The following is a 13,967-nucleotide window of genomic DNA, read 5'->3' on the forward strand; positions in this document are numbered from 1 at the left end:
TTCGCCAGCGAAATACCTTGGACACTCGTGACCACACGACTCCTGATCGGGCGATGCCTGTCCGCGCTCGCCACCGCGCTCATCCCCACCACCTTGACCCTGGCGGTCCTGCGGGCGACCGGGGACGGAGGGGCGCTGGGCATCGTGCTGGCGAGCGAGATGGTTCCGCTCCTGCTGTTCCTTCCCGTGGGCGGGGTGCTGGCCGACCGGATCCGGCCCGAACGGGTCGCGCTGCTCGCCGACCTGACCCGGTGCCTGTCGCAGGCCGCCATCGCCGCCGAGCTGCTGCTCGGTGTGAACCGCCTCCTCGATCTGGCGCTGCTGTCAGCCGTGGCGGGGATCGCCATCGCGTTCGGCAGCCCGGCCGTGCCGAGGCTGGTGGTCGCGGTGGTGCCGGGCCAGGACAGGTTGCGGATGAACGCCCGTATCGGCGTGGCGACGAGCCTGTCCGCGGTCGTCGCTCCGGCGCTGGCAGGGACGGTCACGCTGGCCGCCGGTCCCGGCTGGGCGGCCGCGCTCACGGCGGCGCTGTTCGCCTGCTCGGCGCTGACCCTCGGTGGGATCCGCACGCCCTCTGCGCCTCATGTCAAAGCGATCTCCTCTTTCCGCAGGGACGTGGCCGAGGGGTGGCGGGAGGTCAGGGCACGTCGATGGTTCCTGGTCTGCACTCTCGGGCACGGCGTGTGGCACTTCATGGCCGGGTTGTTCCTGACGCTCGGCCCGGTGACGGCCGTGCGGGAGCTCGGGGGCGAGGTGAGCTGGACGTTGATCGTGCAGAGCGGCACGGTCGGCTTGGTCCTGGGCGTGTTCGCCGCTCCTCGGCTGCCCATACGCAGGCCGCTGGTGGTGGTGCAGGCCGGCGCCGCGTGCTACCTGCTGCCCATGGTGGCCCTGGCCGTGACCGCGCCGGCCGCGGTGACGGCGGGCGTGTACTTCGTGGCGATGTTCGGGCTGGGGCTGCTCAGCCCGCTGTGGGAGACGGTGGTGGCCAATGAGATCCCGGAGAACGCGCTGGGGCGGGTGCGGTCGTTCGACCAGCTCATCTCGTTCGCGTCGCGGCCGTTCGGGCTGGCGGTGGCGGCGCCGCTGGCCGGCGTCACCGGGGTGACGGCGCTGGCCCTGACCGGAGGCGTGCTGGTCGCCGCCGCGAATCTCGCCGCGATCCTCCCGTCGGCACGTTCCCGAGAGACCGAGCGGTGGGAGGTCAGGAGATCGCGCAGCGGCGGCGTCAGGTGAGCGCCGCCTCCCGTACGACGCCGTCGCTGATCTCCAGCACCCGGTCGGCCAGCGTCATCAGGCTGGGATCATGGGTGGCCACCAGGGCCGTGACCCCCTCACTCCGTACGACCGCCCGCAGCAGCTCCATGATCTGCCGCCCGGTCTGCGAGTCCAGCTGCCCTGTGGGCTCGTCGGCGACGAGAAGCCGGGGCCGGTTCGCCAGCGACCGCGCGATGGCCACGCGCTGGCGCTGCCCCCCGGACAGTTCGTACGGCCGCTGGTTGACGTGCTGCTCCAACCCCACCAGAGCCAGCAGCAGACGGATGCGAGCCTCCCGCTCCTCCACCGGCATCCGCAGCAGCCGCATCGGCACCCCCACGTTCTCCGCCGCCGACAGCACCGGGATCAGCCCGAACGACTGGAACACGAACCCCACCACGTCCCGCCGCAAGGCCAGCAGGGCGTCCTCGGACATGGCGGTGACCTCGTGCCCGTCGACCACCACCCGCCCGGCGTCCGGTCTGTCCAGGCCGCCGATCTGGTTGAGCAGGGTCGTCTTCCCGGACCCGGACCGCCCGCGCACGGCGACGAGCTCCCCGGGAAACACCGAGAAGGACACGTCCCGCAGCGCCACGACCTCCTTGGGCCCGCTCCGGTAGACCTTGCGCAGCCCTTCCACCACGACCAGGGGCGAATCAGTCATCAGAGGACTCCTCCCGTGCGGGCCACACGCCGATGTGGTCGGATTCGAGCTCGAGGCGGACTCGCCGCTCCATCTGGAGGGCGCTCATGAAGTCGCGCGGCAGCTGCAGCCGCCCCACCCGGTCCAGCACCGCGTACTCCTCGGCGATGATCTCCCCCTCGGCGCCCTCGCGCCGCAACGTCTCGCTGCTGGTACGCCCGTCGCGAATGCCCACCGTACGGTCCACCTGCTCCGCCACCAGCGGGTCGTGCGTCACGACGACCACGGTCACCCCCAGCTCCCTGTTGGCCTTCCGGAGCGCGTCGAAGACCTGCTCCGACGTCTCGCTGTCCAGCTCGCCGGTGGGCTCGTCGGCCAGGATGAGCTGCGGGGAGTTGGCGAGCGCGACGGCGATGGCCACCCGCTGCTGCTCGCCGCCCGACATTTCGGGAATCTTGCGGTTGGCGCAGTAGCCGACCCCGAGCAGCTCCAGCAGCTCGAGAGCCCGCCCCCCGCGCCGCCCGGCCAGCTTCATCGGCAGCTCGACGTTCTCACGAGCGGAGAGGTACGGCAGCAGGTTCCGCGCGGTCTGCTGCCAGATGAAGCCCACCACGGACCGCCGGTACCGCAGCCGGTCGCGAGCGTTCATCGACAGCAGGTCCGTCCCCGCCACCCTCGCCACCCCGGCCGTCGGCACGTCCAGCCCGGACAGCACGTTGAGCAGCGTCGACTTGCCCGACCCCGACGCGCCGACGATGGCCACCAGCTCGCCCTTGTCGATCACCAGGTCGAGCCCCTGCAGGGCGACGACCTCGACGCCCTCGGTCTTGTAGATGCGCACCAGGTTGTCGCACACGATGTGCGCGTCGCCGCCGAACGCGGCCTTCTCCCGGGTGGCCCTGGCTTCCAGCTCGGACAGGGTCGGGTTCATGTGAGGTCCCCCACTCGCAGGACGGCGCCGAGGTTGCGACGGCGGCTGATGGCGGTGTGCGCGTACGCGCCGAGCACGGCGACGGCGGCGAGCCCGGCCGCCAGCGCAAGAGGTGTGAGCAGATCGAGCGAGTAGTCGCCGACGGGCAGGTCACCGGCGTACGACGACAGGTCCACGGCGGGCCCGAGCGCGAACGGCAAGAAGAGGCCCAGGCCGAGCCCCACCAGGGCGGTGACGAGGATCATGGGCAGGATCTCCAGCACGGTCAGCCGCTGCGCCTGACGGTCCGACAGTCCGAGCGTACGCAGGAACGACACCGCCCGCGCCCGCTCAGCGGCGCCGATGACCAGGGACAACACGACCGCGACCAGCGCGTACGAGCCCAGTGCCACCGTCACCACGATCAGCGCCCAGCGCACGGCACGGGTGAGCGGATCGTCCCGGATGGCGCTCAACGCCCGCTCCTGCGACTCCACGGTCGCCGACGGGACCAGCCGCGTCAGCGAATCGAGAGACACGTCCCCCTTGATCAGCAAGGTGTTCACGGCAGGCCGGGTCAGCACGCCCAGGGGCACGACGATGAACTTCCCCTTGGTGTAGAAACCGGGCACCGAGTCGATCACGCCCCGGGTCGCGAGCTTGACCCGCGACTGCCAGCCGATCTCGAACGTTCCCCGCCCCCGCAGTTCGGGAGAGACCAGCGCTCCATCGGACAGAGCGGGCAGGCTCACGGGAGAGCCGTCCAGGATGCGGCGCCACTGCGCCACGTCGACCGCGATGGCCTCCGCCCGCTCCGCGCTGTAACCGACCTGTACCCGCCCCCTCTGCGCGATCACCACCTGCTCCACCCCGGCCAGCTCGCGCACCCGCGAGATCGTGGCGGCGGGGATCTCGATGTCCGACGTCAGCTTGATCGGTGCGCCCACCTGCTGCCAGGACGCGAGCCGCTGCGTGCTCGCGATCCCGTCGGAGATCACCGCCGCGAACACCGACACGCCCAGCGCGGGCAGCAGGATCAGCACCGGCAGCACGCTGGCGGAGCGTGCCCGGGCCGCCCTGGTCAGGCCCAGGAACGGCACGGCCGCCCGCCCGCGCGCGGCCAGCCGTACGAACAGCCGCAAGGGGTACGGGTAGCAGCGCAAGGTGATCAACGCGGCGGCCAGCGTCAGGCCGACCGGCACCAGGAGCAGGAACGGATCGCCTCCCCTCAGCCCGCGGGCCCGCAGCAGGTACGCCCCTGTCAGCGCGAGCGCCACGACCAGCACCTCGAGCGTGACCCGCCGGGCCGATACCCGGGTGGCGGCCACGTCGTCGCGGCGCTCGTGCAACGGGGTCCGGTGCGTGCGGGCCACCTGGGCGGCGGCGAACCCGACGGCCACCAGGACCACGACGGCCGGCCCCAGGTGCACGATCGGCAGCACAGGGCCAGGCACAAGGTAGGACAATCCATATCCGGCCAGACCGGCGGGCACCACCGCGGCCCCGGCCACCGCAGCCGCGGCACAGGCCACCTGCCGCAGCGACCCGCCGCGCGCCCGGGCCAAGGTCAGGGTGTGATCGAGGCGGTCGGTCAGCAGCAGCACGGTCAGCGCGATCACGCCGAGCGCCACCGCCAGCAGCCCGCCGAGCCCCAGGTACATCACGGTCTGCGCGGTGGCCAGCGCGGCGAGGAAGTCGCCGAGCAGCTTGTGCAGCCCGGTGTCCACGTGGTACGGGCTGCCCGTGGACTGCAGCGCTACCACCCGCGCGAACTCGGTGACCGCCGCGTCGACGTCGGGCGCGGCCAGCGCGCTCGCCCCTCGGGCGTCGACCGGCAGGATCCAGTTGTAGGACAGGTTGCGCCCCTCGCCGCTGAGCGCGGTCAGCCCCTCGTCGGAGATGAGGGTCGTGATGTGCTTCTCGAAGTCCAGCGCACCCGGCGGCTGGATCTTGGTGACCTGCAGGATGTCGAGGTTGTGGCTCCAGTAACGATCTCCGGGGTTCCTGGCCTTGAAGGCGCCGACGATCTTCACGGCGACGTAGTCGTTCTCGCCGAGCATCTTCGTCTGGCCCACCCGGAGGTCCATCTCGCGCAGGGCGTCCGCCACGACGCCCACCTCGAACACCGGGATCGTGGCGCCCTCGTACCGCATGGTCGAGGGCCTGCCGGGCGCCCGCCCCTGGACCCAGTCCACGCGCTGGTCCGCGTCCGAGAGCCAGCCCAGATTGATGAACGTCTGGCCGCCGGTCCCGGTGACGGGCGTGAGGGTGGTCTTGGCGCTCATGTGACCCGCGGCGGTCACCAGCGGCCGCAGCGCCTCCGGCAGGATCTCACGCCAGCGGCGGTCGCGGAGGTCGAACTGGCCGCGTTCGTGCAGGTCCTCCTCCGGCGAGCGCGACTCCACACTCACCGTCAGGTCGGCCTGCCACGCGGGGGCGGCGCCCAGCGAGCGGCGCAGCGCCTCGTCGAACGACGCCTGCGTCGCCCTGGGCAGGCCCGCCACCAGCAGGCAGGCGCTCAGCGCCAGCACGAAGAGCACGGCCAGCGTGCCCAGGTGCACGCGGGCGAGCAGGGCGATCCTCACCGTTCCTCCACGAGTTGCCCACCCTGTCCACGTCGCCCGCGCAGGTTTCGGGCCAGCCCGGCCACGATGGCGAACAGCACGGCTGCCACCAGCACCAGCATCCCCGCGGTGGCGCTCCACGGGATGTCGAGCACCACGCCCGGCGTGACCGCCGCGGCCTGCCCGGTCAGCACGATGTGCGGCACCACCAGCACGCCGACGACCACGGCGAGCCCGGTGCCCGCGGCCAGCGACAGCCCGATGACGAACGCCTGCTCGATCGCCAGCAGCCCGAACACCTGCCTCGAGCTCACCCCGAGAGCCCGCAGGATCACGAACTCGCCCATGCGCTCCCGCGCCGCGACGGCCGCGTTCACCACGAACCCGAGCGCCGCGAACACCAGCGCCGCCACGAACCCGAGCATCAGCGCCCCCTGCAGCCCGCTGGCCAGGGGGTCGTCCTGCAGCTCGGCCGCCAGCTGCCGCTGGTCGAGCGCGGTCACGTCCCACTCGGGCCGGGCCTTGAGCGCCTTGACCGCGGGCGCGGTGTCGTCCGCGGCGAGCCACCATTCGGTGGCGGGCCTCGGCAACTGCCCTGCGGCCAGTTCGTACGCCTGCAGCGTCCCCCAGTCCGCGAGTACGGCCTTCTGCCCCGCGGTGGTCGTCGGCATGCTGTCCACGACGGCCACCACCTTGATCTGGAGCACCCTGCGATCGATGCTGGCCGGCCCGGCCTGCCCGGCGGCCAGCTTGAGCGAGGCGGCCAGATCGGCGGTGAGCACCACGGGCAGCGGCCCCGGCCGAGGCATCGGCGCGAAGGCGGCGACCGCACTCCGCGTCACCTTCATGGACAGCGGAGGGGCCGTCAGCGCGCGGCCGTCGGCGCTGAGACCGGTCAGGGTCAGGTTCGCGGTGCCCTGCGGTGAGGTCGCGACGAGGCCGCGCAGCGACAGCGGGTACGTGATCTTCCCGGTGTGCCCGGCCAGCGGCCGGAGGTCGAGGTCGATCCGGTTCTCGCCCTTCCGCAGCACGCCGAGCGACAGGTCACGCCACACGCCCAGCGCGTCGGAGAGCACCAGCCGCACCGCCAGGTCCGCGTCCACCCCGGCCCGGAGGGTGATCGTGGACGGCTGACCTGGAATGTCCAGCTTGCCCGCCTGTTCTCCCACCAGCGCGCGTGACATCTCGCCCACCGGCTGCGAAGACAGGTCAGGACGCAGGTGGAACAGCGTGCCGAGCTTGGTCGCGTCCACGCCGAGCAGCAGCGCGCTCTCGCCGCTCACCTCGGTCTGGCCGCGGAAGCCCGGCGAGTACGCCGTGACGCCCGGCAGCGCCGTGAACGCCGTCCCGCGCCCGAGCGCACCCAGCTCCGGCCCGTCCGGCGGCCCCGACAGCCGCAGGTCGGCCCCGGCCTGATGGCGGGCCTGGTCGAGCTGCGAGGCCCGCCAGGTGGCCGCGGTGGCCATGGACACGATGCCGATCGCGATGGCCATGGTCAGCAGCAGGGCGGGGCCCGCGTACTTGAGCGGCCGCCTGCTCACCTGCCAGGCCCCCAGCGCCGGGGCGAGCGTGGGCCGCCTGGAGGTCAGCCGCTCGGCCAGCTTCGAGATGCGCGGCACCAGCCGCAGCCCCAGCATGCCGCCCGCGAGCAGGGCCAGCGCGGGCCCGGAGATGATCAGCGGGTCGATGCCGAGCGCTCCGGCGGCCGTCGCGGTGACGGGCGCGCCGTAGTGCTGGAGCTGCCAGATCGCCAGCCCCGCCACCACCAGCAGCGCCAGGTCCGCGCCCGCCCGCTCGATCAGCCCGCGCCCGCCGCTCCGGCCGCGTGCCGACTGCTCCTCGACGTACGTGCGCCGCGTGCCCGCCAGCGCCGGCAGGACCAGCAGCACGGCAGCCGCCAGGGCCACGCCGAACGACACGAGGAACGTGCCCAGGTCAGGGGAGGGCGCCAGCCGTACTCCTGAGGCCTTGATCCACGGCAACTGGTTGACCAGCGCGAGCAGCGGCGGCCCCAGGAACGGCGCGGCGACCGCGCACGGCAGCGCCACCAGGAGCGCCTCGCCGCCCGCCAGCGCCGCCAGCCGCACCGTACCCGCGCCGCGGGAGCGCAGCAGCGCCACCTCCATGCGCCGGTGGTCGGCGAGCAGCCGCGCGGTGAGCATCAGCGCGTACGCGGCCAGCAGCAGCAGCTGCAGCACCGGGATCAGCATCGTAGAGCGTGCCACCAGGGATGCGGTGTCGAGCTGGGTCAGCATCTCGGGCAACCGGCTGGCGGCCACGCAACTGCCGCAGCCGTCCGCCTTCAGCCGCGCGCCCACCTGGTCGATCGCGCCGGCCAGCGGGCGGAGCTGGGCGGGCGTCAGCGTGCGCAGGTCGGGCACCGCGGTCCAGGTGGCGTTGACGTTCGTGGCGAAGCGCGCGACGAACGTCTCACGCGTCACCATCAGCGGCCCGTACGTGGTGAAGTCGCCGCGCTCCACGCCCCGGCTGAGCAGTTGCTCGCCCGCCCACCGCTCGCCGAACGGGTCATTGAGCTGGAACACGCCCACGATGCGCACCCTGACCGGGCGCGGGTCCAGGCGGCCCTTCGTGGTGAACTCCTGACCTGCCTTGAGCCCGGCCGCCGAGGCCGCCGAGAGCGAGATCGCGGCCTCCACCCGGTCTCCCGCAGCGCGCGGCCAGGCGCCGGAGACGAGCCTGGCGTGCTGGTCGAGGCCGTCGTAGCTGCCGAACCTGAGCAGCTCGGGCCGCTCCTGGCCGTCCTGGCCCGGCATCACGTAGGAGTCCGAGCGGAAGCTGGTGGTGACGGCGGGCGGCTTGGTGTACGCCTTGCCTAGCTCGGCGCGTACGGACCGGTCGAACTTCGGGAACGTCTCCGCCGTCACGGGGGCGCTGATGGTGGCGGCGACCTGGTGGTACGAGGCCGTCTCCATCGTCCTCCGGACACCTGCGTCGGCGATGGAGGAGGCGTACATGGTCAGCGCGACCAGCGTGGTGGTGGCCAGCAGGATGGAGCCGAACGCGGCCAGGAGGAGCAACGGCTCACTGAACGCCCTCTTGACGACCAGCGGCCCCCGCATGCATCCCCCTTCGCCCGTTTAGTGCACCTTCGAGCAGATGCAAGATCGGGGGCAAGGTGATCTTTGCAACGGTGACGCACCCGATACGGGCGTGTGATATCGAAACTGTGACAAAAGGTGGTGGAAAACGAAAACGCCGCACCCCAGGAGGGATGCGGCGTTACTACGCCAGGCGCGTTACTTGGCAGCCAGTGTCGCGGCCTGCTTGGCGATCGCGGACTTGCGGTTGGCGGCCTGGTTCTTGTGGATGACGCCCTTGCTGACGGCCTTGTCGAGCTGACGGGCGGCAACCCGCTGCAGCGCTGCGGCCTGCTCGACGTCGCCCTGCTCGGCGGCCTCGCGGAACTTGCGGACGGCCGTCTTCAGGGACGACTTGACCGCCTTGTTGCGCAGGCGAGCCTTCTCGTTCTGCTTGTTGCGCTTGATCTGGGACTTGATGTTCGCCACGAAGAAGCCTCGGTGAAAGTCTGAAGTGATGGATGGGCGCGCGGGCTAGAGAGGGCGCGCCACACGCAGTTGAACAGGATACCAAACTCCGGCAGCAGCTCAAATCAACGCCAGCGCGTCATGTACTCCTTCCAGTCCTCTTCCGTGGCTGCGAAGTCCACGTAGAGGGCAAGACCGAAGCGCTCGCGGCGGCCGTGTGCCGATAACGCGAGCCTAGCGCCCTCCGCGGCCATGGCGACGCTCTCGGCGGCGTCGGCCCATTCGATGCCGTGGTCGTGGTAAGCGGGGGCGCCGATGAGCAGCAACTTGCCGTCGGGGACCAGACGCAGGGCAAGTTCGGCCTGGCGGACCACGTAGCCGCCGTAGAGGGACTGCAAGGGCGTGAACGAGTCGTAGGTCATGATGGCGACCTGGTCCACGCGGTCTGCGACCTGCTTGAAGTAGCCCTCGGACCAGTACTTGTCGTGGGTCAGGATGGCCCTGGCGGTCATGCGCATCCCCGGGTACGGCTCGATCTGCGGGGTGGAGGTGGACAGCAGCTTGGTGTGCTGCCGGGTTCTGTCCAGGAGTTCCAGGAACTCGGTGTCGCCGTCGCCGATCGGCTCGAAGTTGTAGTGGATGCCGTCGTAACCCTGCTTCATGATGGCGGCGACTCCGGCCAGGACGTTCTCGCGGGACTTGGGGTCGTCCAGGTCGAGGCCGTTCTTGACGGACTGGCCCAGCCAGGCGGAGACGTGGACCGTGGGGAGGCGCTCGTGCATCCACTTCACGAAATTTGCGGCGTTGGGGTATTTGGCGGGATTTAGTGTGCCGTCCCAGTCGAAAGGGCCCGAGTGTACGTACACGTCCTTGATGCCTGTGGCGCGCAGCCGTACCGCCAACTGCTCGACGTCACGCTCCGTGCGGCGGCCGTCCACCCACATGTGGCCCAGCCACAGGGCGTCGTTGCCCGTGCTCTTCGCCCAGGCCGCCGGGGCACCGGTAAACTGAATCCGGAGCGCGGCGGCGAGGAGGCCGACCAGCGCCACCACGATGGCCAAGGCAAGCGCGAGCAGGCGTAGGCCGCGGCGGATGACGGTTCGGGCAATCACCCGGGCATGTCACCATAAAAGACTGCTTGACCTCAACCCTGTCGAAACGGACTTCGGTGCGCACTCAGCCTGGCCAGACCGACCCCGCGTTGATCCGCAACTTCTGCATCATCGCGCATATCGACCATGGCAAGTCGACCCTTGCCGACCGGATGCTGCAGATCACCGGCGTGGTCGACGACCGCTCCATGCGTGCCCAGTACCTCGACAGGATGGACATCGAGCGCGAGCGGGGCATCACGATCAAGTCGCAGGCCGTGCGGCTGCCGTGGGACGGCCACGTGCTCAACATGATCGACACGCCCGGCCACGTCGACTTCACGTACGAGGTGTCCAGGTCACTGCAGGCGTGCGAGGGCGCCATCCTGCTGGTCGACGCGGCCCAGGGCATCGAGGCGCAGACGCTGGCCAACCTCTACCTGGCCATGAACGCCGACCTGCACATCATCCCCGTCCTCAACAAGATCGACCTGCCCGCGGCGCAGCCGGAGAAGTTCGCCGAGGAGCTGGCGGGGCTGATCGGCTGCGACCCGTCCGACGTGCTCAAGGTTTCGGGCAAGACCGGCGAGGGCGTGCGCGAGCTGCTCGACCACGTGGTCAAGACGGTTCCGGCCCCGGTGGGCAACGCAGACGCGGCCGCCCGCGCGCTGATCTTCGACTCGGTGTACGACACGTACCGCGGCGTCGTCACATATGTGCGGGTCGTGGACGGCCACCTGGGCAAGCGCGAGCGCATCCTCATGATGTCCACCGACGCCACGCACGAGACGCTGGAGATCGGCGTCATCTCGCCCGAGCCCAAGCCCGCCGACCTCGGCCTGGGCGTCGGCGAGGTGGGCTACCTCATCACGGGCGTGAAGGACGTGCGCCAGTCGCGCGTGGGTGACACCGTCACCTCGGCGGCCAAGTCCGCCGTCGACATGCTGGCCGGTTACGAGCACCCGAAGCCGATGGTGTTCTCCGGGCTCTATCCGATCGACGGCGACGAATACCCCGAGCTGCGCGAGGCGCTCGACAAGCTGCAGCTCAACGACGCGGCGCTGGTCTACGAGCCGGAGACGTCGGCGGCGCTCGGGTTCGGGTTCCGGGTCGGTTTCCTCGGGCTGCTGCACATGGAGATCGTGCGGGAGCGGCTGGAGCGCGAGTTCGGCCTGTCGCTGATCTCCACCGCGCCCAACGTGGTCTACCGCGTGGTCATGGAGGACGGCAAGGAGCTCACCGTCACCAACCCGTCGGAGTTCCCGACGGGCGGGAAGATCGCGCAGGTCTTCGAGCCGGTCACCAAGTCGACGATCCTGGCGCCGTCCGAGTTCATCGGGGCGATCATGGAGATCTGCCAGGGGCGGCGCGGGCAGCTGCTCGGCATGGACTACCTGTCGGAGGACCGGGTCGAGATCCGCTACACGCTGCCGCTCGGCGAGATCATCTTCGACTTCTTCGACCAGCTCAAGTCGCGCACCCGTGGCTACGCCTCGCTCGACTACGAGCCGGCGGGCGAGCAGGAGGCCGAGCTGGTCAAGGTCGACATCCTGCTGCAGGGTGAGGCGGTCGACGCGTTCAGCGCCATCGTCCACAAGGACAAGGCCTACACGTACGGCGTCGACATGGCGAAGAAGCTGCGGGAGCTGATTCCCAGGCAGCAGTTCGAGGTACCGATCCAGGCCGCCATCGGGGCCCGGGTCATCGCCCGCGAGAACATCCGCGCCATCCGCAAGGACGTCCTGGCCAAGTGCTACGGCGGTGACATCTCCCGTAAGCGCAAGCTGCTGGAGAAGCAGAAGGAAGGCAAGAAGCGGATGAAGATGGTCGGGCGCGTGGAGGTGCCCCAGGAGGCCTTCGTCGCCGCGCTCGCCACCGACTCCAGCACCGACAAGAAGAAGTAACCGCCTACCCTGAAAATATGGAAGTGGTGCAGACGGCGCGATTGGTGCTTTCTCGGGTCACCCCCGACGATCTAGCCGCTGTCCATGAGATTCACTCCGACCCGCTGACGAACGTCTACAACCCCGCCGGTCCCACTCCTGACCTGGAGTCGAGCCGCGCCATGCTGGATCTGTGGCTGGCCGACTGGGCCGAGCGCGGGCTCGGCTACTGGGCGGTGCGGGCGACCGGGGAGTCGGAGGTGCTCGGGTTCGGGGGGCTACGTCACGCTCTGGTCGACGGGAAGCACGTGCTGAACCTCTACTACCGGTTCCGGCCGTCCGCTTGGGGGCGCGGGTACGCGGGTGAGCTCGTGGAGGCGGCGCTGCGGATCGGGAAGGACCTCGGGACGGTCGTGGCGGTGATCCGCGACATCAACGAGCCGTCCCGCCGGGTGGCCGAGCGGGCGGGCATGCGCAAGGACCGGACGATTCCGTACGGGGGCGTGCCGAGCTACGTCTACGTGGCCTGACCACCCACCTGCGCCACCCGTACCCCACTAGCTTCAGCACCCCGAACACGGCCGCCACATGTCCCGGCCTGCGAGCCGGCCGCCGCCAGTCCTGCCTGGCCGGCGCGAGCGGCGCCGGCCACTGCCGCGAGGTGAGCGTCCTGGCCCGCCAGTGGTTGTCCTCGGCGATCCAGGTGAGCGCGCCGGGGTCGAGCGCGACGGCGGCGTTCGAGGGATCTCGCGCGCTCGATCATGAAGGTTTTTGTCGGTGCCATCGCCTACCTTCTGTTCCGAACACCAGTGCGACTGGAGGGTGACGTGATTGCTTCTGAGCGATTCGAGCGTGCCGCCGTGTTGGGGGTCGCTGTGGCTGAGGAGACTCGACGGCTGCTACGGCTCCACCTGGCTTCGCGCGAGGAGGAGGGCGACGGCACCGTGCTCGTCGATGTGCCCTATCCCGATGCGGCCGTGGTGACGGCGCTGCTCGACGTGGCGGCGGAGTGTTTCGGCGAACGCGGCGACTCGGTCGAGGAGATCAGGCAGGCGGCGTTGGAGACGTTGTTACAGCTGGCCGGGTTCGATGGCGAGTCCCAGCTCGGCTCGGGCTGAGCCGCGGCTCCGCCCCGGACACCCGCTGACTGGCCTACCTGCCCTGTCTCGGAGCCGGCAGGAGCTCGCCCCCACGACCTTCGCGTCCCGCGCTCCGCCACTCATGCTCCACGGGCTCGGCGGTCCGGGCGGCGGATACGCGACTTGGTGGCGGGCGCACTGTGCCACGGCAAGGCCCGGCGGGAGCGCAATGCCGTGGCCAGTGTCAGCGGAGGGCTGGACCGTCGCGAGGGTCGACCGGGGCTGGGTCGTGGTGAGGCTCAGTGTGGGCGCGCCATGCCGTGGCGGAAGGCGTAAGTGACCGCCTGCGCCCGATCGCGCAGGTGTGCCTTGGCGAAGAGGTTGTTGATGTGGGTCTTGACCGTGGCCTCCGTGATGTGAAGGCGGGCGGCGATCTCGGCGTTCGAAAGGCCGTCGGCGATGAGGGCAAGCACCTCGCCCTCACGACGAGTCAGCCCGTCCGGCAGCTCGTCACGGCGCGCACCCGGAGCCGTCGAGGCGAGGGCCGGGGCGGTGGTTTCGGCAGGAGGGACGGGGGTCGTGGCGGGTGGAGGTGGGGATGCCGACATGGTGTCCAGGAGGCGGCGTTGGACGGTGGGGTCGAGTTGGGCGTCGCCGCGCATCACCGTGGCGACGGCTCTGGCGATGTCGTCGGAGTCCGCGTCCTTGGTGAGGAAGCCGCGCGCACCGGCTTTCAGCGCGGCGAAAACGGACTCGTCATCGGAGTACGTGGTGAGCACCACGACCTGCGTGTCCGGGTACGCCGAGCGGATGCGCCCGGTCGCCTCCACGCCGTCCATGCGGGGCATGCGCAGGTCCATGAGCACCACGTCGGGCCGCTGCTGCTCTACCAGCCGGAGCGCCGCCTCGCCGTCGCCCGCCGCGCCGACGACCTCGATCTCGGGCAGCAGGCCGAGCAGCATCACCAGGCCCTCCCGCACCACGGCCTGGTCGTCGACCACGATCACCTTGGTCACAGGGACGCCTCCGAGCCT

11 protein-coding genes are annotated in these 13,967 nt (G+C 70.6%); 4 read left to right on the top strand and 7 right to left on the bottom strand.

The genetic code is table 11. The features are described from left to right. The first annotated feature begins 27 nt into the window (after nucleotides 1-27). On the top strand, nucleotides 28-1,236 hold the full coding sequence (locus tag ACQPWU_RS13575) for an MFS transporter (protein ID WP_433439797.1): 1,209 nt from the start codon (nucleotides 28-30) through the stop codon (nucleotides 1,234-1,236). On the opposite strand, the gene ACQPWU_RS13580 is transcribed toward ACQPWU_RS13575, so the two are convergent. The 6 genes from ACQPWU_RS13580 to ACQPWU_RS13605 all read right to left on the bottom strand — a co-directional run bounded on the left by ACQPWU_RS13580 (nucleotide 1,229) and on the right by ACQPWU_RS13605 (nucleotide 9,992). Further along, nucleotides 1,229-1,921: an ABC transporter ATP-binding protein gene (locus ACQPWU_RS13580; RefSeq protein ID WP_433439799.1), complete on the bottom strand. Its 693-nt coding sequence runs from the start codon at nucleotides 1,919-1,921 to the stop codon at nucleotides 1,229-1,231. The two genes, ACQPWU_RS13575 and ACQPWU_RS13580, sit on opposite strands and share 8 nt — an antisense overlap. Continuing rightward, on the bottom strand, nucleotides 1,914-2,831 hold the full coding sequence (locus ACQPWU_RS13585; protein ID WP_433439801.1) for an ABC transporter ATP-binding protein: 918 nt from the start codon (nucleotides 2,829-2,831) through the stop codon (nucleotides 1,914-1,916). The genes ACQPWU_RS13580 and ACQPWU_RS13585 overlap by 8 nt, the downstream gene beginning before the upstream one ends. Then, nucleotides 2,828-5,395 carry an FtsX-like permease family protein gene (locus ACQPWU_RS13590; protein WP_433439803.1) on the bottom strand — a complete coding sequence of 856 codons (2,568 nt, stop codon included), beginning with the start codon at nucleotides 5,393-5,395 and terminating at the stop codon, nucleotides 2,828-2,830. Before ACQPWU_RS13590 ends, ACQPWU_RS13585 begins: the two co-directional genes overlap by 4 nt. Beyond that, the gene (locus ACQPWU_RS13595; RefSeq protein ID WP_433439805.1) at nucleotides 5,392-8,454 is read right to left on the bottom strand and encodes an FtsX-like permease family protein; all 3,063 of its coding nucleotides are present in this window, start codon (nucleotides 8,452-8,454) and stop codon (nucleotides 5,392-5,394) included. Before ACQPWU_RS13595 ends, ACQPWU_RS13590 begins: the two co-directional genes overlap by 4 nt. 177 nt (nucleotides 8,455-8,631) lie before the next feature. Then, nucleotides 8,632-8,901, bottom strand: coding sequence for a 30S ribosomal protein S20 (gene rpsT, locus ACQPWU_RS13600; RefSeq protein WP_358462970.1), 270 nt, complete (start codon nucleotides 8,899-8,901; stop codon nucleotides 8,632-8,634). 104 nt (nucleotides 8,902-9,005) lie between these two features. Beyond that, complete coding sequence (locus ACQPWU_RS13605; protein ID WP_433439807.1) at nucleotides 9,006-9,992, bottom strand: hypothetical protein; 987 nt, start codon at nucleotides 9,990-9,992, stop codon at nucleotides 9,006-9,008. A 56-nt stretch (nucleotides 9,993-10,048) separates the two neighbouring features. On the opposite strand from ACQPWU_RS13605, the gene lepA reads away from it, so the two are divergent. From lepA to ACQPWU_RS13620, 3 genes are all read left to right on the top strand, one after another. Then, nucleotides 10,049-11,875: a translation elongation factor 4 gene (lepA, locus tag ACQPWU_RS13610; RefSeq protein WP_433439809.1), complete on the top strand. Its 1,827-nt coding sequence runs from the start codon at nucleotides 10,049-10,051 to the stop codon at nucleotides 11,873-11,875. 17 nt (nucleotides 11,876-11,892) lie between these two features. Further along, nucleotides 11,893-12,384, top strand: coding sequence for a GNAT family N-acetyltransferase (locus ACQPWU_RS13615; protein ID WP_433439811.1), 492 nt, complete (start codon nucleotides 11,893-11,895; stop codon nucleotides 12,382-12,384). 330 nt (nucleotides 12,385-12,714) lie between these two features. Continuing rightward, complete coding sequence (locus tag ACQPWU_RS13620; protein WP_433439813.1) at nucleotides 12,715-12,972, top strand: hypothetical protein; 258 nt, start codon at nucleotides 12,715-12,717, stop codon at nucleotides 12,970-12,972. A gap of 260 nt (nucleotides 12,973-13,232) precedes the next feature. Here ACQPWU_RS13620 and ACQPWU_RS13625 read toward each other — a convergent pair whose 3' ends face one another. After that, nucleotides 13,233-13,949, bottom strand: coding sequence for a response regulator transcription factor (locus tag ACQPWU_RS13625; RefSeq protein ID WP_433439815.1), 717 nt, complete (start codon nucleotides 13,947-13,949; stop codon nucleotides 13,233-13,235). Nucleotides 13,950-13,967: the final 18 nt, after the last annotated feature.

Origin of the sequence: Nonomuraea sp. CA-141351 (assembly GCF_050944675.1) — a bacterium.
Lineage (GTDB): Bacteria > Actinomycetota > Actinomycetes > Streptosporangiales > Streptosporangiaceae > Nonomuraea.